We start from the raw sequence: 22,140 nt of genomic DNA, 5'->3' as shown, positions 1-22,140 counted from the left end.
CGTCACAGCCGGAGATCTCACCGGGACCCACACAGTGGACTATAGCTTCGCCGTGAAATTGTTGGGGGAGTGCAGCCATGGTACCCGACCCGACCTGACTCGACATCCTGTTGGTAATCAATATACAGATCGCCTAGCCCGGTGCGCCAAAAAGGCGGTCAGTGAATTTGACATACCATGCTGCCGCCTGCACCTGAACAATATATGCCAAAGCAATCAGCAGGGCGGCATCAGCGCCCTCTGTACCAAAAACGCCCATGGCAATAGCCAGGGCTATCGAAAGATTCCGCATGACCGTGCCATACACCAGCGCGACCGCATCGCCCCTGGGGAACAGTGCCTTGCCGATTAAAGTGCTGATAACAAAGTTCAATGCATAAATAAGTACCAGGGGCACCAGATAGGCGAGCAGTGATTCAGGATTGTTCAGAATATCCTGCGATTTCAGCGCCATGGAAACAAACACCACGCCCAGCACACCAAGGGTCGAAAACGGTGGAAACTTCGGCTTTATATTCTTCTGAAAGCTCTCCTGACCGTGCTTTGATATAAGCGCCCGCTGAGTTAAATAGCCCAGCACCAACGGCAGAAACACGATAAGCGCGATCTGCATGAACACCTGGGAAACCGGAATCTCGATCACCGCGCCCAGCAGTCCTTTAAGATAAAGTGGAGCAAGCAGGGACCCCGCAATCAGGCCTATCACCGTCATCCGCACCGCAGCTGGCACGTTGCCTTTTGCAAAGCCTGTCCAGGAGATGGTCATGCCGGATGTTGGAAGCAGCGACGTTAACAGGAGCGCTAATCGTGCAAACGGCTCATCCGGGAAAAAAAGCAGGCCGGCGCCATAACCAAGCGCAGGTATCAGAATAAAGTTGAGTAACTGGGTTACCCACATCAATTTGCCGCCCCCCGGCTGCAGCAGTTGACGCAGGTTCATGGTTACCATCATTGGATAGACCATCAGGAAGGTCAGCGGAAGTATTGCCCAGCGTAGCGGACCGGGCTCCGCAAGCTGGCCCGCTACAAAGCCCGCAATCATGGCAAGCGGAATACTCCAGACCAGATGTTTCTGCATCCAGAAAAGTAATGGCCACATAAACCTTCTTCCTCTTCCCGGCAAAAATCGCTATTGGTTGCGAAGCGACTGCCCAAAACAGAACACGTCCGCCATATGCTCTGCAGAAGCAAACCGTGTCTCGGACTTATTGATATCAAAGACAGTGATTGGGTACGTTTCCTGGAAATGCACTTGTTTCATGACCGCCTCACTGAGCGACAGGTTATAAGCGATTCTTCAGGAGATTACTCCCGCCAGGAGCGTGAAACAGTGACAAAGTCACCAAGCAAAACAGCTCCCGGGCACCCGGCTGTATAGCGGCAAATCAGAACCACCTTAGACTAAGGTAACCTACTGTCGTACTAGCACTTTTTCGTTTTCTCGACTAACCTGAAAAGTCTTGGCCTACCCATTACTGAGGCAATGATTGCATATGACAAAAATCCGGGGTGCTGTGGCTGAACTGACAAAGCTGCACTGGGTAGTTGTCGGCCTTTCCTTGCTGCTGACGATCGTAGCCTGGCAAGTATCTGCACAGATCGCCGACGCCAGGGCCGAAGATCAGTTTGAACGACGGATCCAGCAGCTTAACGGGCTGCTGTTGGACCGGATGCAAAAGTACGAGTTTGCATTGATTTCCGGCGTGAGCACCATTCGGGTAAACGATGAGAAGGTTACGCTGGAGCAGTGGCGTCGTTTCGCAGAGGCCCTGGCTGTGCAGGATCGCCTGCCTGGAGTCGCCGGCATCGGTGTCATCAGCAGAGTCCCCGAAAACGGGCTCGAATCCTATCTCGCGGAACAACGGAAAGAACGTCCGGATTATCGCGTCCATCCGCCTCATACAGGGTCGGATTTCTGGCCTATTACCTATCTCGAGCCCCTGGCCGGTAACGAAGCTGCGATTGGCCTGGATATGGCCCATGAAGCCAACCGCTATACCGCGGCGCTAAAAGCCATGCGCACGGGAGAGACTCAGATTACCGGTCCTATCGCTCTGGTACAGGACGACGAGAAGACCCCGGGCTTTCTGTTTTTCCACCCGTTTTATCATACACCGGACGCAGGGCAGGAGCTGAACGAAGAAACTGACTTTCTGGGTCTCGTATACGCACCGTTTATCGTGGCACGGCTCATGGAAGGCACCCTGGCGAATACCAACAGACTGGTCCACGTCCGCATCACCGATGGTGAGCAGCAGCTCTATAGCGAATTCAGCGAAACGGAGGAGGAGAACTACGACAGCTCCCCCTTGTTTGAAACCTCATACTCGCTGGAGATCTATGGCCGGGAATGGACATTCGATGCTCAGACAACACAGCTTTTCGAAAAGTACACCGTCAGCAAACAACCGATTGTCATTCTTGTCAGTGGCTTGATAATCAACGGGCTGATACTCGCGGCCTTCCTGTTGCTATCGAACGCCAAACGCCGGGCCGAACAAGAAGTCATTGAAAAAACAGCCGAGCTGAACATGCAGAAGCAGGAAGCTGAATCGGCCGTTAAGGTAAAAGCGGCCTTCCTGGCCAACATGAGCCACGAAATTCGGACCCCGATGAACGCCATTATCGGCATGCTTGTGCTGCTCAAAGACGCACAGCTCAATGATTACTCGAGACGACTGGTAGGCAAGGCGTTTAATGCATCTGAGGTGCTACTCCAGCTGCTGAATGACATCCTGGATTTGTCCCGGATCGAAGCCGACCACATAGAGCTTAATTTTCAGCCGTTTGGAATCGAAGCACTTATCCAGCGTAGTGTTGAGTTGTTTGCCATAGTTGCCGAAGAAAAAGGACTGAAGCTACGCGTTAATATTGCGCCGTCTACACCCAAGTGTGTGACAGGCGACCTGCTGAGAATCTCCCAGATTTGTAGCAACCTCGTCGGCAACGCGATCAAGTTTACCCATCAGGGCAGTGTCAGCGTAAGCGTTGGCTTCAGCAATATCACTGAAACCCGCGGGTTATTAAAGGTCACCGTAAAGGATACGGGCATTGGCATCAGAGAGGAGGATCAGCAGCGGGTTTTTGAGAATTTTCGCCAGGCTGACGAATCGACCAGCCGCGAGTTTGGCGGCTCAGGCCTTGGCCTCGCGATCAGCAGCCATCTTGCGCATTTGATGGACGCAACCCTGACAGTTGAAAGTGCTGAAAACAAAGGTTCAAAATTCACCCTCGTAGTGCCAGTTGAAATAGCTGAAAACGAACCAAGCATTGGCACCCGCCATATATCCAGCCCTATCCAGGTGCATCACTACGGCCTGAACCACAACCTCGCACTACTGAAAGCCTACCGCGAGCACTGGTCGCTGGAGCTGATACCGACAACCACATTAAAACAGATCAAGTCGATATTATCGGACGCACCCACCGCAGAGAGTGCCACACCCTCAATGGCTATTATCGATATGGAGAATATCGAAGTCTCTGCCGTCAAAGCGTTTACTCTGGAATTGTTATCCGCAGACGAACAATATCAGCTGGCCAGACTACTGATTATCGTTCCCGCGGGTTTCCAGAGCGACTGGCTGATTGAATACCAGAATGCCGGCGGGAAAGTGGCATTCGAGCCACTAACCCCCTCCAAGCTTTTTGAACACCTGGCTCCGAAGCAGTTGGCGGAGCACACGGTAAACTCTGGCCCGCGGCCCTTGTTCCATAACCTGAATGCACTGATTGTTGACGACGTGCAACTCAATTGCGAAATCGTCGCGAGCTACCTAAACTCTTTCGGTGTGGATTCTGTGTCCGTCCACAATGGAGTTCAGGCGATGCAGCAACTTGAAACACAGTCGTTTGACCTTGTCCTCATGGACCTACACCTCGACGGTGAGACCGGGCAGGATATTGTCAGACAAATCCGCAGCCATCAAAGCCTCACGCAGCCTGTGATTGCAGCCCTCTCGGCCTCAATATCCGAACATGATCGCAGCACGGCTTACGAAGCCGGCATGAACGACTATCTGACCAAGCCAGTACTTCCCGGAGATATTCAGCGGCTTCTGCAGTCGTTCTTCCAGGAACACGCGCTTGCCGCTTCGGCGCACCTCCCAGCGCACACTGTAAAGCAGCCGGGCCACGACGGGTTACCCGGGTTCATTTCCCGGCCCGTTTATCAGGACATGTTCGGGGCCAACCCGGAGCTGTTCAACCGGTGCCTGCGCAGTTTCCTCGCCAGCTCCAAAGAGATGACGGCGGATATCGAACGCTGCATGCGTACCGAAGACGCCGCCATGACGAAAGCTGTAGCTCATAGAATCAGAGGTGCTGCGGCCAACATCGCCAACACCGAATTGCAACGTCTGGCAGAGCGTGTCGAAAATGGTAGTGATTCGGGGGAGCCCTCTGCTGGCCCCGAAGCGCTTTTGACAACGCTTACGGAGCACGTTCGCCAACTTCGGGAAACCGCCCTCGCAACCGATCATCCGGCGATATCAGATAGTGCCAGAAGCGAACCCATTGATCAGATTATCGAGCGCATGAACCAACGCCTGGGCAGCAACCGCATTGCGGCGGACACGGATATCGATCAGGTGCTGGCCTATTTGAACGAGAATGACCTGGCCGGCCTTTCACTCGAACTGCGCGGGGCGCTTGAAACCTACAAGTTTGGACAGGCAATTGACCTACTCGCCAAGATCAACATCGAAATCCAGGGCAGGTCATCTGATGAACTCGAATAAAACACCAACTGTGCTGATCATAGAAGATGAGCCTGTATGCATTGCCAGCCTGGCTGGCATATTGGGTGATGCTTGTGAGCTGGTTATTAGCCAGAACATGTCAGAAGCCAGGAGCCTGTTGACGGACGATATTGACGTTGTGCTTCTCGATCTGTATCTGCCCGACGGTTCGGGACTGAGCTTTCTGAAAGAGCTGAGAGCGTCCGAATCTTACGCGTACCTGCCCGTAATCTGCATTTCGGGTTCGGATCAAGCGAAGGACATTGAAGAGTCATTCCGCCATGGCGCAACCGACTATGTTCTGAAGCCTTTTAACAAAACCATACTGAGTGCCAAGGTCTCCACATTTATTGACCTGAAACGTAAAACTGACCTGCTGGCAACTGCTGTATTAACGGATCCATTAACCAACATAGGTAATCGGCGCCTGTTCGATCAGCAACTTGACCTGGAGTGGCGGCGTGCCCGCCGCCAGAACAGCTCCGTTGGCCTCATACTGATCGATCTGGACCATTTTAAGCAGATTAACGATCAGCATGGACATGCCCAGGGCGACTTGTGCCTTCAACAGCTCTCCCGTGTAATGAGCAAGAGCTTTTCAAGAGCAGGAGAGGTAGCTGCACGCCTGGGTGGTGACGAATTTGCTGCACTGATTCCGGAGGCCGATCTGCGCAGCACGATAACGGCGGCAAACAACTTTGCCAGCGCCCTCCAGACCGAACTCAGCAAATGCCCGAGCTTTGCGGGAATAGCCCCACCTGTCACCGTATCCATAGGATGCTCCGCCACCCAGCCGTCATCGTTATCAACGGCTGTCGAATTACTCGCCGCGGCAGACAGAAGTCTTTATGAGGCCAAGGAGCAGGGGGGGCGTGATTGTGTCAGACCCATACTTTGAATCTGCCGGACAGCTTGGGGAATTTACTGCATCGGGCAACAAACCAAAAATTCTGGTTGTGGATGATGAACCCACAAACATTCGTGCGCTTACCGACGCACTGAGCCAGGAATACGACCTGGTCATTGCAACCAGTGTTGTCGAGGCAATGGATACACTAAAGCAAGGAGAAAGGCCTCACCTCATCCTGCTGGATATAATGATGCCGGGCACGGATGGCTTGCAAATGTGCCGCAACCTGAAGGCACGTCATGACTTGCAGCACATTCCGGTTATATTTGTAACCGCCCGGAGCGACCCGGAATCGGAAGAAGAAGGGTTTGAAGCCGGGGCGGTCGATTACATTCACAAGCCGATCCGCCTGACGTCGGTCAAAGCCAGGGTCCGCACACACATTTCAATGAGCGGCATGCTTGACCACATGATTACGCTCAATCATGACCTGAAAAGGCGGCTTGAAAAGCTCGACAATTCGAGGGCGCCGGAGAGGAACCTGTTTGAGAGCGTCTTCATGGCCACCTCGGAAGGCATTGTTCTGCTGGATGCAAACTGCAAAATAGTCGCCGTCAACGTCGCGTTTTCCCGCATCACGGGATATGCCCGAAAAGAGGTGCTCAACCGCAGCTACGCCACGATGAACAGCGCCCCGGATCCCCTGCTTAGCCTGGAGAGCCTCAGATCTTACATGGATAAACATGACCATTGGTCTGGCGAGATTTATAACCGCCGAAAATCCGGAGAACTCTACCCTGAACTCCGGACAATCAGCACTATCCGCTCCAAAAATAACGAAATTACCCATTATGTTACCGTATTCAACGACATCTCCAGCCTGAAAGAAACCGAACAACGGCTGGAAGAGCTGACATGGCGCGACCCGATTACCGGCCTGTCGAACCGGGCTCTCTTCCTTAACCAATTGGGAACCGTGCTGAAGTTCTGTAACCACGGCAAGGTGTCCACCGCAGTTCTGGTTGTTGATATCAATAATTTTCGTTACATCAATGAAACCTGCGGCTTCAAGTACGGTGACAAGGTCATCAGAGAGTTCGCCAAGCGTCTTCGCGATGCGGTTCTATCGGACGATTCTATCGCCCGGCTTTCCGGTGACGAATTCGGCATTGTGCTCGCACCCAAGCAATGGAGCATTGATGACACCTACCGGGTTGTGCTCGCGCTCTACAATCATATTCAGAACTGTCTGACGGAACCCATCATTTTCGAGGAAGGCCCCGAGCTTCGCCTGGAAGTTACCATCGGCGCAGCCTTGTACCCCACTCAAAGCTCCGACTCACCCTCTTCTGCGCTTCAGAATGCTGAAACTGCTCATCGTAGCGCCAAAGCAGATAAGCGGCCAATCGCTATCTTCGAAGACTCGATGAGTGAAAAAATCCGGCACCAGCTTCAGATTGAGTCTGATATCAACCAGGCACTTGAGCAGGATCAGTTTGTACTTTACGCACAGCCTCAACTCTCGCCAGAGAGGGTTCTGAGCGGGCTGGAAATCCTGATTCGATGGAATCATCCCGAACGCGGCCTGCTTGGCCCGGGCGAATTCATTCCGCACGCCGAAAACTCCAGGCAAATTGTAAAAATTGAACGCTGGGTGCTATGTAAAACGCTGGAGAAAATGAATGCCTTACACCGCACCCACCCGGCTTTGCGGTGCGCCATCAATATTTCAGCAAAACACTTCGCGGAAGATGATTTTGTGGAAGCTGTGGGAAATGCTTTGTCTATCTCCGGATTTCCCCCGGAGCTGCTCACGCTGGAGCTGACAGAAAGCGTATCCGCTGACAATCTGGAAACGGTGGTGCAAAAGATGGGAGCTATTCGCAGCTTGGGCTGTGTTTTCTCACTGGATGATTTTGGGACCGGCTACTCTTCATTGTCACGATTACAGCGTTTGCCCATATCCGAGGTCAAAATCGACCGTAGCTTTGTGCTCTCAGCACTCCATGAGACCGTGGCGGCCAACATCGTCGAAATGGTTGTGCGGATTGGCGAAACCATGGGGGTACGGGTCATTGCTGAAGGAGTGGAAACCGAGGCTCACGCAAACTTCCTGGCGTCCCGGCATCCTCACGTATACCTGCAGGGGTATTATTTCGGCGTTCCCCAACCTATCGATGTTGTCCTGAACTCTGCACGCACACCCTAGCGAAAGGAGCGCCTGCAGAGCCCGATCGAACCAACCGGTTAACATTGCCCGTTGCTGCCCAACCAGCCCACGGCCTGGCTAGCTGCATGTCCAAACCGGGCGTCAACTACCGGTCTTTCAAGTCATGTTCGCCAATCTGCAGCCTGGGCCGATCCGCATCCACTTCAACCAGTGGCGAGCACTCTCTCATGTTTTCCAGACACCTGCGCGTCAGCTGCTGATATTCCTGGGTGCCGCGTTGTTTCCAGCTGACTTCTTTATCACTCAACTGGCGGAGCACCTTGGCAGGTGAACCCACAATCAAGGATGCCGGCTCGCAACTAAAACCACTTTTCACAAACGCTGCTGCCCCTACAATAGACCGCGCAGCTATCACAGCTTCATCCATTACGACCGCGTTCATCCCTACCATGGCATCTTCATCTATAACGCAGCCATGCAGAACCGCACCATGCCCGATATGGCCATTGCGCCGGATAACCGCATCACGCCCTGGAAAAGCATGAACCACGCAGGTGTCCTGCAGGTTCGCGCCCTGCTCCATCACAATGCGGCCAAAATCACCGCGCAAGGACGCACAGGGCCCAACGTAGCAGTCTGGTCCTACATGCACATCGCCGATAATTACGGCCGTGGGATGCACGTAGGCTGATGGATGCACCACTGGCGTCACACCGTCAATCCGGTAATACGGCATAAAAAGCTCCTCACAACGTGTTTGTTTTTTTGTATTTTAAGCTACTTTTTCTGTATCGGAACAGATCATACACGGCATACACGCCGGAAAAGCCCAGAACAGGCTCTTTTCGCCTAATCTAAGACTAAAGACTAACAAAGAAAATAACCATTAAAATCAAAAATATACAAGAACAGAAAACAACCCGAGGATAACGTGATACAAAAATCTCGTTTCAAATTCTTGACCGGTATCAATTCAAACCTATACTCTTTCCTGATATCGAACAAGGCGGAATACCGCCATACGGAAGTCGCCTTGATTACCATCAGGCCTGACCGACAAACCATTAAAACAAAGCAATGCCGGAACCGTTATGCCACAGATACTGCTCTCCCATGGGCCGGATCAAGGCGTTCGTCTGTTAACGCTTAATCGCCCCGAAGCCCTCAACGCCCTGAATACTGCTCTGCTTGAAGCCTTGAGCAACGAGCTGGATGCCGCCGAAGCCGACCCAGAAACCCGGGCTGTCGTTATTACCGGCAGTGAGCGTGCGTTTGCAGCCGGCGCTGATATCAACGAGATGGCCACCCGCGACCTGGTTGGCATGCTCGAAGACCCCCGCATCAAGCATTGGGCGCGCATCGCCCGGTTTACCAAACCTTTAATCAGTGCTGTAAACGGCTTCTGCCTGGGTGGTGGCTGCGAACTGGCGATGCACGGCGATATTCTGGTTGCTGGCACCAACGCCCGCTTCGGGCAGCCTGAAATCAACCTCGGCATTATGCCTGGTGCTGGCGGCACCCAGCGTTTGGTGCGCGCGGTGGGCCAGTCGCTCGCCATGCAAATGGTGCTCACCGGCGAACCTATAGATGCTCAGAGAGCCCTCGCGGCGGGGTTGGTGAGCGAAGTTTGCCAACCGGAACTGACGGTGGAGCGCGCCATGGAGATTGGCCGCTCTATAGCTTCCAAAGGGCCGATTGCCGTCCAACTGGCCCGCGAAGCGGTGCAGCGTGCGGAAGATATGGACCTTGCTGCCGGCCTTCGGTTTGAACGCCACGCCTTTACTATTCTGGCCGCCACTGACGATCGTCGTGAAGGTCTAGAGGCCTTTCGAAACAAACGTAAGCCAAAATTCTCCGGGCGTTGAGCCCGGGCTGATTAAAAACACCCGCCCGAAGCGACTAGACCGGGTTTCACTGCTATTACAAGGATTCTTCCATGACTGAGCAGAGCGTGCTTCTCGACATCAATCAGGGGGTTGCAAAAGTAACCCTCAACCGCCCGAAAAGCCTGAACAGCTTCAACGTTGAAATGCATAAGCAGATGCGCGCTGCGCTTAAAGCCATCCGCAATGATCACAGTGTGCGGGTCATGCTGCTTACCGGCAATGGCCGTGGTTTCTGTGCCGGCCAGGACCTGTCGGATCGCAATGTGAATCCCGGCGCAGACGCTCCGGACCTGGGATATTCCATCGAGACCTATTACAACCCTCTTTTGCAGACCATTCGGGACCTTCCCATGCCGGTGATCTGCGCCGTTAATGGCGTTGCTGCAGGAGCGGGCGCAAACATTGCCCTGGCCTGTGATATTACGCTTGCGGCGCGCTCTGCAAACTTTGTTCAGGCTTTTTGCAAGATTGGTCTTATTCCCGACTCGGGCGGTACTTGGACCCTACCGCGCGCCGTAGGAATGGCTCGTGCAAAAGGCCTGGCCTTATTGGGTGACAAGCTGAGTGCTGAAAAGGCGGAACAGTGGGGCATGATCTGGCAGTGCGTTGAGGATGACGCCCTGCAGGATGAAGCCATGAAACTGGCCCGCCATTTTGCCACTCAGCCCACCAAAGGCCTGGCAATGATCAAACGTGCCCTGCATGCAAGCGCCGATAACAGCTTTGAAGCGCAGGTGTTGGTAGAGCGGGATCTTCAGCGCCTGGCTGGCCGCACCGACGATTACCGCGAAGGTGTTGCCGCCTTCATGGAAAAACGTGTACCCGAATTCAAGGGAAAGTAAGACATGCAACCACTCGCTACGAACACCCCCGTTGCGGTCATCGGCGCCGGAGCCATGGGCTCCGGCATTGCTCAGGTAGCTGCTCAGGCAGGCCATCCGGTTTTCCTGCTCGATCAGCGCGAAGGTGCCGCCGAGGCTGGCCGCCAGAGCATCGCCAAGCAGCTGCAGCGCCGGGTTGATAAAGGAAAGATGGAGCAATCCGCACTGGACGAACTTCTTGGTCGCATCCAGCCGGTTAACCAACTCAGCGAGCTTGCATTAGCGGGCCTGGTCATCGAAGCCATCGTTGAGGATCTGGAAATCAAGCGTGGCTTGCTCGACAACCTGGAAGAGGTTTGTGGCGACAACGCCATTCTGGCTACCAACACCTCGTCCATCTCAGTAACGGCTCTGGGCGCCAAAATGAAGTGCCCCGAGCGCCTGGTGGGCATGCACTTCTTTAACCCGGCCCCGCTGATGGCACTGGTTGAAGTCATCAAAGGCCTGGCCACCAGCGATGAGGTTGCACAGTGCGTTTACGCCACAGCCTCACAATGGGGTAAGAAACCGGTAACCGCTACTTCTACACCCGGCTTTATTGTTAACCGGGTTGCACGGCCTTTTTATGCCGAAAGCCTGCGCCTGCTGCAGGAACAGGCAACGGACAGCGCGACACTGGATGCCGTCGTGCGCGAAGCCGGTGGCTTTCGCATGGGGCCTTTCGAGCTCACGGATCTCATTGGCCACGACGTAAACTACGCGGTGACCTCCTCGGTTTTCAATTCCTACTATCAGGACACCCGTTTTCTGCCCTCGCTCGTCCAGAAGGAGCTGGTTGAGGCCGGCCGGCTGGGTCGCAAGAGTGGACAGGGCTTTTACAACTACGCTGAAGGCTCACAGAAACCCGAACCGGCAACCGCCGTTTCTGCCAACTGCGAAGCCGATACGCTGATCGTGGAAGGCAACCCGGGGCCATTGGCAGCCCTGGTCACGCGACTGAGCGAGAGCGGCGTCAAAATCATCGAACGGGACGGCCCGGGCCGCCTGTATTTCGGCGACGCCGTACTGGCGCTGACCGATGGCCGCATGGCGAGCGAGCGCGCCGCTGCCGAAGCCTGCAATAACCTGATTCTGTTGGACCTGGCGTTTGACTATGCCAAAGCCACCCGCCTCGCTATAGCTTCGGCCGATCAGGCATCTCCACAAGCCACAAACGACGCTTGTGCCCTTCTGCAAAAAGCGGGCATTTCTGTGAGCCTGATTGCAGACCGACCAGGCCTGGTGGTTATGCGCACCGTCGCAACACTGACCAATGAAGCCGCCGATGCGGCTTTGCACGGCGTAGCATCGGTCAGCGATATCGATCTCGCCATGAAAGCCGGCCTCAACTATCCGGAAGGCCCCTTGCGCTGGAGCGACAACCTCGGCTTCAGCATGGTTCATACCGTGCTTTCGCATCTTCAGCAAAGCTACGGTGAAGACCGCTATCGACCTGCATTACTGCTGCGGAAAAACCGATTTTCTGAAAAGGGATTCTACTCATGAGCAACGAACATCACGCACCCGATGCGCAAAAGCTGGCACAGGACTGCGCTGAGTCCATGTTTGAGCGGGATCAGGCCAGCCGTAACCTCGGTATGAAAATCACCCACGTCGCCCCGGGCAAAGCCACGGTTACCATGCCGGTCACCAGCATCATGATTCAGGGGCACGGCTCCTGTCACGGTGGCTACCTGTTCACCCTGGCTGATTCTGCATTTGCCTTTGCCTGCAACAGTTATAACAAAGCTACAGTGGCGTCCGGTTGCTCCATTGAGTACATGCTCGGCGCCCGTGAAGGTGATCTGCTCACCGCCAATGCTGTCGAGCAATCCCGAGGCAATCGCACCGGTGTTTACGACATTACTCTTACCAACCAGAACGGCCATGTAATAGCCCTGTTTCGCGGCAAGTCCTATCAGGTACGCGGCGAAGTCATCCAGTCGGAGAACGATCAATGAGCAACGAAAACAGCCTGCAAGACGCCTACATAGTGGATGCGGTACGCACACCCATTGGTCGCTACGGCGGTTCTCTGGCAACCGTGCGGGCCGATGACCTGGGCGCCATTCCTATGAAGGCATTGCAGGAGCGCCACAGCAAACTGGACTGGTCAGCTATCGATGATGTGCTGTACGGCTGCGCGAACCAGGCCGGCGAAGACAACCGCGACGTAGCTCGGATGTCGCTGCTGCTCGCAGGTTTGCCGATCGATGTTCCGGGCGCCACCATCAACCGCCTGTGCGGCTCTGGTATGGACGCCATTGGCAGCGCTGCCCGCGCATTGCGCACCGGTGAAGCGGGACTGATGATGGCCGGTGGCGTGGAATCCATGTCTCGCGCGCCTTTCGTGATGGGTAAAGCCGATTCCGCCTTCAGCCGCAAAGCCGAAATGTTCGACACGACTATCGGTTGGCGCTTTGTAAATCCGGTACTGAAAAAGCAGTACGGCATTGACTCCATGCCAGAAACTGCTGAAAACGTCGCTGCCGACTACGGCATTTCCCGTGCGGACCAGGACGCGTTCGCTCTGCGCAGCCAACAGCGTACCGCTGCCGCCCAGAAAGCGGGGCGTTTTGACAGTGAAATTATCCCGGTAAGCGTTCCTCGTCGGAAGCAGGATCCACTTATTGTTGATACCGACGAGCACCCCCGGGAAACCAGCCTGGAAAAGCTCGCAAGCCTGGGAACACCCTTCCGTGAGAACGGCAGCGTGACAGCTGGCAACGCCTCCGGCGTAAACGACGGCGCCTGCGCCCTGCTGCTCGCCAGTGGCGATGCCCTGAAGCAGCATAACCTCAAGCCCCGTGCCCGGGTTGTTGCCATGGCCACTGCCGGTGTCGAGCCGCGCATCATGGGTATGGGCCCAGCACCCGCTACCCGCAAGGTACTGAAGACAGCCGGCCTGGAGTTGGCCGATATGGATGTGATTGAGCTGAACGAAGCCTTCGCTGCCCAGGCATTGGCTGTGCTACGCGACCTGGGTCTGCCGGACGATGCCGACCACGTTAACCCCAACGGTGGTGCCATTGCTTTGGGGCATCCCCTGGGCATGAGCGGCGCTCGCCTGGTGACCACGGCACTGAATGAGCTGGAGCGCCGCCATCAACAAGGCCAGAGCGCCCGCTACGCGCTTTGCACCATGTGCATCGGTGTTGGCCAGGGCATAGCGTTGATTATCGAACGCGTCGACAGCGCAGAATGATTAAAGCGTGATTGAATCGGCCCGGGTAACCCCGGGCCAGCAATACGAACAAAACTTGCCCGGCCGAAAGCCGGAGTCACAAGAACAAGACAGGAAGCGACAATGAGCCTACCCATGCACAAACTCGGAAAACTGGACCGGATGGAAACCGCCAGTGTCGACGAACTTCGTCACGAGCAACTTCAACGCCTGCGCTGGAGCGTTTGGCACGCCTATACAAACGTGCCCCACTACCGCAAAGCGTTTGACGCCATTGGCCTGAAGCCGATGGATGTCAACACGCTGGAAGACATTGCCAAAATTCCCTTTACCGGCAAAAACGACCTTCGCGAAAACTATCCGTTCAACATGTTCGCAGTGCCGATGAAAAAGGTTGTCCGCGTGCATGCGTCCAGCGGCACCACCGGCAAACCCACCGTTGTAGGTTACACCCAGAGCGATATTGAAACCTGGGCCGACATAGTTGCCCGGTCAATACGTGCCGGCGGTGGCAGTGCCGGAGACAAGATTCACATCGCCTACGGCTACGGACTCTTCACCGGCGGCCTTGGCGCTCACTACGGTGCTGAACGGCTGGGCTGTACGGTTATCCCGATGTCGGGCGGCCAGACCGAGAAACAGGTTCAACTAATCAAGGATTTCGAACCTGACATCATCATGGTTACCCCCTCTTACATGCTGAACATTGCGGATGAAATAGACCGCCAGGGTATTGATCCGAAGAAGCTGCCGCTACGACTGGGTATTTTCGGCGCGGAGCCCTGGACCAACGAAATGCGCACCGAACTGGAAGACCGACTGGGCATTCAGGCCCTGGACATCTATGGCTTGTCTGAAGTTATGGGCCCCGGCGTAGGTATGGAGTGCCTGGAAACCAAAGATGGCCCAACCATCTGGGAAGACCACTTCTATCCGGAAATCATCAACCCCGAAACCGGTGAAGTGCTGCCCGACGGAGAATACGGCGAACTGGTGTTCACATCACTGACCAAAGTCGCCATGCCGGTACTGCGCTACCGCACACGGGACCTAACCCGCTTGCTGCCGGGCACTGCCCGACCTATGCGCCGTATCGACAAAATCACAGGTCGCAGCGACGACATGTTGATTATCCGCGGGGTTAACGTATTCCCGACTCAGGTTGAAGAACAGGTTCTCAAGTGTCGCGCTCTGGCACCTCACTACGAAATCGAAGTCTACAAAAAGGGCAACCTGGACTGCGTGGATGTCCGGGTTGAGCTGAAAGCCGGCGCAGACGGCGCGGACATCAAAGAGCACACTGCCAAAGAACTGGCACATCACATCAAGTCCTACATCGGCATCAGCACCACAGTGCAGGTACAGGATGCAGGAACCCTGAGCCGCTCTGAAGGTAAGGCCAAACGGGTATTCGATCGTCGCAAGGATTGATGATGTTAGCCGGGGCGCCCAAGCGTATCGCCCCGGTCATTTATTTTTCCTTCGTGTTTCAGGAAAACAAAAGCAATCATTAATAGAAATAGATTAGCTGTTGATTTTCAAATAGTTAAATGTACGACAAAAGTCTTAAAAGACCAACATGATACAAAATGTCATTCCTTGATATTTATTCAGTATCATATAATATGAAGTCATGGCCCGTGATGCCTCACGGCGCACTTTTGTCTGAAGACAGAAGACCAAACAAGTCGAATTCGGAGAGAGTTTATGTACGCACAAATGGTTGAGACCGGTACAAAGCGCCTCAAGACCCTGGAAGAGATGTCTCCCGAAGAAAGGGACTTCCAGGAAAAGGTAGACGCCGAAACCAAGATTGAAGCCAAGAACTGGATGCCGGACGGCTACCGCAAAACGCTGATCCGCCAGATCTCCCAGCACGCCCACTCGGAAATCGTCGGCATGCTGCCGGAAGGCAACTGGGTTACCCGCGCGCCGACGCTCAAGCGCAAGCTGCAGTTGATGGCGAAGATTCAGGATGAGGCGGGCCATGGCCTGTACCTGTACAGCGCCATGGAAACCCTGGGCGCTGATCGTGATGAAGAAATCCAGAAGCTGCACGATGGTAAAGCCAAGTATTCGAGCATCTTTAACTACCCCACCCTGAACTGGGCTGACATGGGTGCAGTGGGCTGGCTGGTAGATGGCGCTGCCATTGTGAATCAGGTGGTTCTGCAGCGTACTTCTTATGGCCCCTATTCCCGCGCCATGGTGCGCATCTGTAAAGAAGAGAGCTTCCACCAGCGTCAGGGCTACCAGATCCTGCTGGACATGATGCGTGAAGGCACTCAGGAACAGAAAGACATGGTTCAGGACGCCATCAACCGCCTGTGGTGGCCAGCACTGATGATGTTCGGCCCCCACGATGATGAATCCCCCAACTCCCAGCAGTCCATGGTCTGGAAGATCAAGCGCAAGAGTAACGATGAGCTGCGCCAGATGTTTATTGATCAGACCATTCCACAGCTTGAATTCCTCGGCTGCACCGTACCTGACCCGGATCTGAAGTGGAACGAAGAACGTGGCCACTACGACTTCGGTGAAATCAACTGGAAAGAGTTCTACGACGTGCTCAAGGGCGATGGCCCTTGTAACCGTGAGCGGGTTGCCACGCGCAAGAAAGCTATTGACGAGGGTGCCTGGGTCCGGGAAGCCGCCGTTGCCTACGCAGCAAAACAAAAACAGCGCGCAGAAAAAGCCGCCTAAACAGGAGAAATAACAATGTCAGAATGGCGTCTTTACGAAGTATTCGTACGCAGCAAGCACGGCCTTAACCACAAACACGTGGGTAGCGTGCACGCTGCGGACAATGAAATGGCGATGGAAAATGCCCGCGACCTATACACCCGTCGCAGCGAAGGTGTGAGCATCTGGGTTGTTCCATCCGAAACCATCACAGCCTCCGCTTCGGACGAAAAAGAAGTTCTTTTCGACCCATCCGAAGACAAGGTTTACCGGCACGCTTCTTTTTATAAGCTGCCTGACGAAGTCGGGCACATGTAAGGAGCAGACCATGACACAGCAAGAAGCTTTACAGGAATACCTGCTACGCCTGGCTGACTCCGACATGATCCTCGGCCAGCGTCTCAGTGAGTTGACCGGAAAGGCGCCTGCAGTTGAAGAAGAGCTGGCCGTGATGAACGTCGCACTCGACCTGGTGGGGCAGGCCCGCAACTGGTACGAGTACGCCGCTGAGCTGATCGATGATGGCCGCGATGCAGACAAACTGGTTTTCCTGCGGGATGCTCACAATTATCGCAATCTGCTGATGGTAGAGCAGCCAAATGACGACTACGCCGTCACCACGGCACGCCAGTTTTTCTTCGATGTGTGGCACTACTTCACACTGAAGAGCCTGGTAAACGCCAGCGATGAGCGTGTCGCCACCATTGCAGCCAAAGCCGTTAAAGAGGCGACCTATCACCTGCGCCGCTCCTCCGAGTGGGTAAAGCGCATGGGCGACGGTACCGAAGAAAGCCATCGCCGCATTCAGGACGCCTTCAATCTGCTATGGCGTTTCACCGGCGAGCTGGTAACTCCGGATGACGTCGACCAGGCCATGTTCAAGGCAGGCATCGGCCCGGACCCTGAGCAACTCAAGCAGGACTGGTTTGGCATGGTGCGGGAAGTCGCAGCACAGGCCACCCTGACAGTCGGTGAGGAAGACGCCTGGATGTACATGGGCGGCAAGCGCGGCGAGCACACCGAGCACCTGGGGCACATTCTGGCCGTGATGCAGTTTCTGCCTCGCGCCTACCCGGATGCAACCACCTGGTAAGTCAGTCTGTTAAGGGGAGCATTCCGGTGACCGAACACGAACCATCGTCTGTAGACGTATTGATTGCCAGCGACCGGGTACCGGCCAACGCCCGACCCGAGCTGCTGACAGAAGATGCAATCTGGGCACTGCTGGATAAAGTTCTGGATCCGGAAGTACCTGCCGTCAGCGTTGTAGAGCTGGGCATTGTTCGTGACCTGAGCTGGGACGGCACGCACCTGAGCATAGATGTAACGCCAACCTACTCGGGTTGCCCGGCAACGGAGCTGATCGAAGAGTTGATCGCCGAAGCCATGCGCGCAGCAGGCATTCGCGACCCACAGATCAACCGTGTGCTAACCCCCGCCTGGACCACAGACTGGATAACCGAAGAGGGCCGGGAGAAACTCCGGGCCTTTGGCATAGCACCGCCTGAGGGCAGTGCCAGCAAAATGAGCCTGCTAGGCGCCGATGAGGTGATCGCTTGCCCTCTGTGTGGCAGCACGCACACCGAGCGCCTCAGCGAATTTGGCTCCACTGCCTGCAAGGCACTTTATCGTTGCCTTGATTGCCGCGAACCCTTCGACTACTTCAAATGCATATAGAGCCGATACGATCATGAATAAATTCTACTCTCTGCCTCTGAAAGAGGTCAGGCCGGAAACAAGAAACGCCGTATCTCTGAGCTTTGATCTGCCCGAAGATGTGGCAGAAAAATTCAAGTACAAGCAGGGCCAGCACCTTGTCGTGCGGACCAAGCTGGACGGCGAAGAAGTACGCCGCACCTACTCCATTTGCTCAAGTGTCAATGATCAGGAACTGCGCATCGCCATCAAACGCGTGCCCGGCGGCGCATTTTCCAACTTTGCCAACGAGCAACTGAAACCTGGTTCCACTCTCGACGTTATGCCGCCCCAGGGACACTTCTCCATTGAGCTGGACCCTGAGCGTGAAGGTAACTACCTGGCTGTCGCAGCTGGCAGCGGCATTACGCCGATCCTGTCCATCGTAAAAACGACGCTGGAAACCGAGCCCAAGAGCCAGTTCACCCTGTTTTACGGCAACAAGGGCACCAGCAGCACCATGTTCCGCGATCAGTTGCAGGATCTGAAAAACGAATACATGACCCGCTTCAACCTGGTGTACATCTTCACCCGGGAAGAGCAGGACATCGACCTGTACAACGGGCGCATTGATGGCGACAAGTGTGACCAGTTGTTTGACCACTGGATTGACGCCAAGAACCTGACCGGCGCCTTCCTTTGCGGCCCACAGATGTTGACTGAAGTCGTACGGGAATCCCTTGAGCGCCACGGCCTGGACAAGTCGAAAGTTCACTACGAACTCTTCACCCCTGCCGGTGGTGTGCCTCAGGCACGTAAAGATCGTGCGGCAACCCAGGTCGACCCACAAGCTGTCAGCTCCGTTACCGTTAAGGCGGATGGCCGCTCGCTCACCTTTGATCTGGTGCGCGACACCAAGAGCATCCTCGATGCCGGTAACGACGAAGGTGCCGACCTGCCCTACTCCTGTAAAGCCGGCGTGTGTTCTACCTGCCGTGCCAAGGTAGTGGAAGGCGAAGTGGAAATGGATCAGAACTTTGCCCTTGAAGACTACGAGGTAGAAGCAGGCTACGTGCTGTCCTGCCAGTGCTACCCCGTGAGCGACAAGGTCGTCCTTGACTACGACGAAATGTAATTCTGGAGTTTTCTTTCATGTCAGTTCTCAAGAGTTTTATTGCCGGTGAATGGATCGGTGAGCAGCAGGCAAAAGCCCTGCCCAGCGCCATCAATGGCGAGATCGTTGCGCACACGCACGGCGATACTCTGGATTTCAAAAAGGCCGCCGAATACGGGCGCAAGGTCGGCGGGAAAAACCTGCTGGCCATGGATTTTCAGGAACGCGCTCTGGCCCTCAAAGCTATGGCACTGTACCTGCAGGAGCATAAAAAGGAGCTGTACGCCCTTTCAATGCACACAGGTTCCAGCAAAGCGGATAACGGTATTGATATCGACGGTGGCTTCGGCACCCTGTTTTCCTACGCCAGCATGGGCCGTCGGGAACTGCCATCCGGCAACGTGGTGCACGAAGGGCCTGTAACGCCGCTTGGAAAAAACAACCATTTCGCAGGCACCCATATTATGGTGCCCCGTGGCGGTCTTGCCCTGCATATAGACGCCTACAACTTCCCGGTGTGGGGCATGCTGGAAAAGTTTGCACCCACATTCCTGGCGGGTATGCCGTCGATTGTGAAACCGGCGACGTCCACCTGCTATGTGACCGAACTGGCGGTGCGCCTGATGCATGAATCTGGCGCGCTACCGGAAGGCAGCCTGCAGCTGATCATTGGCAGCACCGGCGATCTGTTCGAGCACCTGGAAGAGCAGGATGTGGTGACGTTTACCGGCTCGGCAAAAACCGCCCGCATGCTGCGTAACCATCCAAACATCATCAACCGCTCGATTCCGTTTAATGCGGAAGCCGACTCGCTGAACAGCGCGGTTCTGGCTCCGGATGTAACGCCAGAGAACGAAGAGTTTGATCTGTTCGTTCGGGAAGTTGGTCGTGAAATGGTCGCCAAAGCCGGCCAGAAATGTACGGCTATCCGTCGCGTCATGGTGCCGCAGGATCACGTGCAAGCTGTGTGCGACAAACTCAAAGAGCGACTGTCGAAAATCACCACGGGTGACCCTTCCGTCGAAGGTGTACGCATGGGGGCTTTGGCCTCTATCGACCAGCTGGAAGACGTGAAAGCCAACATTCAGGAACTGCTGAAAACCAGTGAGCTGGTCTTCGGCGGAGAAGGCAACTTCAAGCCAACAGGCGAAGGTACCGAAAAAGGCGCGTTCATCGAACCGCACCTGCTGGTATGCCGTAACCCGGAAAATGGCTGTGGCGCTCACGACATTGAAGCCTTTGGCCCGGTTGCCACGATTATTCCTTACAACACTCTGGACGAAGCCGTTGAGCTGGTCGCCAAGGGCCGTGGATCACTGGTTACTACCGTAACCACCCGCGACCCTGTGACCATTGCCAAACTGGCTCCGGCGCTGGCCGCATATCACGGCCGCCTGCACTTGCTGGATGCAGAAGCCGCCAAGGAATCTACCGGCCACGGTTCTCCCCTGCCCATGCTGAAGCACGGCGGCCCGGGTCGCGCCGGTGGCGGTGAAGAACTCGGGGGCATTCGCGCCGTGTATCACTACCTGCAGCGCACCGCTATTCAGGGTTCGCCCACCATGCTGGCAGCGGTCACCGGCGAATATGTTCGCGGTGCCAAGGTGATCGAAAACGACATTCACCCGTTCCGTTATCACTTTGAAGATCTGCAGATCAACCAATCATTGCTGACCCACCGTCGTACGGTTACTGAGGCAGATCTGGTGAACTTCGGTTGCCTGTCGGGCGATCACTTCTACATGCACTTCGACGAAATCGCCGCGAAGAACAGCCAATTCGGCAAGCGCATTGCCCACGGCTATTTCGTGCTCTCTGCCGCAGCCGGCCTGTTCGTTGATCCTGGCGAAGGCCCGGTATTGGCGAACTATGGCCTGGACACTCTGCGCTTTATTGAGCCGGTCGCGCCGGGCGATACCATCCGCGCCCGCCTGACCTGTAAACGCAAAATTGATCAGGGCCGCACGTCGCCAGATGGCCACCCGCAAGGCGTGGTTGTATGGGATGTTCAGGTTACTAATCAGAACGACGAGCTGGTTGCCAGCTACGACATTCTGACGTTGGTCGCCAAGAAGCCGGAGTGACTCTTCCGGCATAAAAAAACCGCCAGCAGCTTCACGCTCTGGCGGTTTTTTTGTACCTGTCACATCACATACCCAGATACGCCTCACGTACTTTTTCATTGCTCAACAGATCGCGACCAGAGCCTTCAATAACCACACGCCCCGTCTCCAGAACATAACCACGGTCAGCAAGCGCCAGCGCCTGGGAAGCGTTCTGCTCCACCAGAAAGATAGTCATGCCTTCGTTCTTGAGCTCTTTGACGATGTTGAAGATCTCTTCAATGATCAGCGGTGCAAGGCCCATACTGGGCTCGTCCAGCAGTAATAGCCTGGGCTTTGCCATCAAGGCACGCCCCATAGCAAGCATTTGCTGCTGCCCACCGGAAAGCTCTCCGGCCAGATTGCGGCGCTTCTGCCGCAGGATGGGAAACTTCTCGTACATACGCTCGAGATCGTCTGCTACCTCCGGGCTGCGACCGCGTGTGTAGGCGCCCAGCAAAAGATTGTCTTCAACACTCAGGTCTTTGAAGACCTGTCGTCCTTCAGGAACCTGTACAATACCGCTGGCGACACGCTGGTCCGCACCGATTTTCAGCAGATCTTTGCCTTCGAAGGTGATGCTACCGCTATCAGTTGGCTGCAGACCGGAAATCGTCATCAGCAGTGTCGATTTACCGGCGCCGTTGGCTCCGACCAGGGAAACAATCTCACCGCTATTGATACGAATATCAATCCCATGGAGCGCTTCAATCTGCCCGTAGGAGGTCTTCAGGCTCTTGATGGATAGCATTTCCTCAGCAGCATGCTGTGCCGTTCTCCGCGGCGCGTGATGCAGCCCCAAGCCGCCCAGGCGTTCCGGGGTGTAACTCACAATGCGGTGGCGCAACTCTCGGAATTCATCCCGCACCCGTTCACCAAAAAGCGGGTCATTGGACTGATCACGAGATTCCGTAATCA

18 protein-coding genes are annotated in these 22,140 nt (G+C 55.2%); 15 read left to right on the top strand and 3 right to left on the bottom strand.

Annotated features, from left to right (window positions below; all coding sequences use genetic code 11):
* Positions 1-133 precede the first annotated feature (133 nt).
* Positions 134-1,099, bottom strand: a complete 966-nt coding sequence (locus Q4501_RS14545) for an arsenic resistance protein (protein WP_303596984.1) — start codon at positions 1,097-1,099, stop codon at positions 134-136.
* 394 nt (positions 1,100-1,493) lie between these two features.
* Here Q4501_RS14545 and Q4501_RS14540 point away from each other — a divergent pair, with 394 nt between their 5' ends.
* The 3 genes from Q4501_RS14540 to Q4501_RS14530 are packed head-to-tail and all read left to right on the top strand — an operon-like array spanning position 1,494 to position 7,798.
* Entirely contained in the window at positions 1,494-4,739 is a 3,246-nt protein-coding gene (locus Q4501_RS14540; protein ID WP_303596983.1) for a CHASE domain-containing protein, read from the top strand.
* A complete protein-coding gene (locus Q4501_RS14535) occupies positions 4,726-5,637 on the top strand; it encodes a diguanylate cyclase (RefSeq protein WP_303596982.1) in 912 nt (303 codons plus the stop codon). The genes Q4501_RS14540 and Q4501_RS14535 overlap by 14 nt, the downstream gene beginning before the upstream one ends.
* Entirely contained in the window at positions 5,612-7,798 is a 2,187-nt protein-coding gene (locus tag Q4501_RS14530) for a bifunctional diguanylate cyclase/phosphodiesterase (RefSeq protein ID WP_303596981.1), read from the top strand. The genes Q4501_RS14535 and Q4501_RS14530 overlap by 26 nt, the downstream gene beginning before the upstream one ends.
* Before the next feature lie 106 nt (positions 7,799-7,904).
* Here the strand turns inward: Q4501_RS14530 and Q4501_RS14525 are convergent, their stop codons facing one another.
* Positions 7,905-8,495, bottom strand: a complete 591-nt coding sequence (locus Q4501_RS14525) for a phenylacetic acid degradation protein PaaY (protein ID WP_303596980.1) — start codon at positions 8,493-8,495, stop codon at positions 7,905-7,907.
* A 355-nt stretch (positions 8,496-8,850) separates the two neighbouring features.
* On the opposite strand from Q4501_RS14525, the gene paaF reads away from it, so the two are divergent.
* From paaF to paaZ, 12 genes are all read left to right on the top strand, one after another.
* On the top strand, positions 8,851-9,624 hold the full coding sequence (paaF, locus tag Q4501_RS14520) for a 2,3-dehydroadipyl-CoA hydratase PaaF (RefSeq protein ID WP_303596979.1): 774 nt from the start codon (positions 8,851-8,853) through the stop codon (positions 9,622-9,624).
* Between the two features lie 71 nt (positions 9,625-9,695).
* Positions 9,696-10,487: a 2-(1,2-epoxy-1,2-dihydrophenyl)acetyl-CoA isomerase PaaG gene (paaG, locus tag Q4501_RS14515; protein ID WP_303596978.1), complete on the top strand. Its 792-nt coding sequence runs from the start codon at positions 9,696-9,698 to the stop codon at positions 10,485-10,487.
* Positions 10,488-10,490: 3 nt separating this feature from the next.
* Positions 10,491-12,011 carry a 3-hydroxyacyl-CoA dehydrogenase PaaH gene (paaH, locus tag Q4501_RS14510; protein ID WP_303596977.1) on the top strand — a complete coding sequence of 507 codons (1,521 nt, stop codon included), beginning with the start codon at positions 10,491-10,493 and terminating at the stop codon, positions 12,009-12,011.
* Positions 12,008-12,466, top strand: a complete 459-nt coding sequence (gene paaI, locus Q4501_RS14505; protein ID WP_303596976.1) for a hydroxyphenylacetyl-CoA thioesterase PaaI — start codon at positions 12,008-12,010, stop codon at positions 12,464-12,466. Before paaH ends, paaI begins: the two co-directional genes overlap by 4 nt.
* A complete protein-coding gene (gene pcaF, locus Q4501_RS14500) occupies positions 12,463-13,710 on the top strand; it encodes a 3-oxoadipyl-CoA thiolase (RefSeq protein ID WP_303596975.1) in 1,248 nt (415 codons plus the stop codon). The genes paaI and pcaF overlap by 4 nt, the downstream gene beginning before the upstream one ends.
* 102 nt (positions 13,711-13,812) lie before the next feature.
* Entirely contained in the window at positions 13,813-15,120 is a 1,308-nt protein-coding gene (gene paaK / locus Q4501_RS14495) for a phenylacetate--CoA ligase PaaK (RefSeq protein ID WP_303596974.1), read from the top strand.
* A 276-nt stretch (positions 15,121-15,396) separates the two neighbouring features.
* Positions 15,397-16,392 carry a 1,2-phenylacetyl-CoA epoxidase subunit PaaA gene (gene paaA, locus Q4501_RS14490; protein ID WP_303596973.1) on the top strand — a complete coding sequence of 332 codons (996 nt, stop codon included), beginning with the start codon at positions 15,397-15,399 and terminating at the stop codon, positions 16,390-16,392.
* Between the two features lie 15 nt (positions 16,393-16,407).
* On the top strand, positions 16,408-16,689 hold the full coding sequence (gene paaB / locus Q4501_RS14485) for a 1,2-phenylacetyl-CoA epoxidase subunit PaaB (protein WP_303596972.1): 282 nt from the start codon (positions 16,408-16,410) through the stop codon (positions 16,687-16,689).
* Between the two features lie 10 nt (positions 16,690-16,699).
* A complete protein-coding gene (paaC, locus tag Q4501_RS14480) occupies positions 16,700-17,464 on the top strand; it encodes a 1,2-phenylacetyl-CoA epoxidase subunit PaaC (protein WP_303596971.1) in 765 nt (254 codons plus the stop codon).
* Between the two features lie 26 nt (positions 17,465-17,490).
* Entirely contained in the window at positions 17,491-18,048 is a 558-nt protein-coding gene (paaD, locus tag Q4501_RS14475) for a 1,2-phenylacetyl-CoA epoxidase subunit PaaD (RefSeq protein ID WP_303596970.1), read from the top strand.
* A gap of 13 nt (positions 18,049-18,061) precedes the next feature.
* A complete protein-coding gene (gene paaE, locus Q4501_RS14470) occupies positions 18,062-19,141 on the top strand; it encodes a 1,2-phenylacetyl-CoA epoxidase subunit PaaE (RefSeq protein ID WP_216006505.1) in 1,080 nt (359 codons plus the stop codon).
* Positions 19,142-19,158: 17 nt separating this feature from the next.
* Positions 19,159-21,204 carry a phenylacetic acid degradation bifunctional protein PaaZ gene (paaZ, locus tag Q4501_RS14465; RefSeq protein ID WP_303596969.1) on the top strand — a complete coding sequence of 682 codons (2,046 nt, stop codon included), beginning with the start codon at positions 19,159-19,161 and terminating at the stop codon, positions 21,202-21,204.
* Between the two features lie 64 nt (positions 21,205-21,268).
* Here paaZ and Q4501_RS14460 read toward each other — a convergent pair whose 3' ends face one another.
* Positions 21,269-21,973 (bottom strand): ABC transporter ATP-binding protein, encoded by a 705-nt coding sequence (locus Q4501_RS14460; protein ID WP_303597171.1) that lies wholly within the window; start codon positions 21,971-21,973, stop codon positions 21,269-21,271.
* Between the last annotated feature and the right edge of the window lie 167 nt (positions 21,974-22,140).

This window comes from Marinobacter sp. 2_MG-2023 (assembly GCF_030546935.1).
In the GTDB taxonomy this organism is placed as follows: Bacteria; Pseudomonadota; Gammaproteobacteria; order Pseudomonadales; family Oleiphilaceae; genus Marinobacter.
This window is presented reverse-complemented; position numbering and strand designations above follow the sequence as displayed.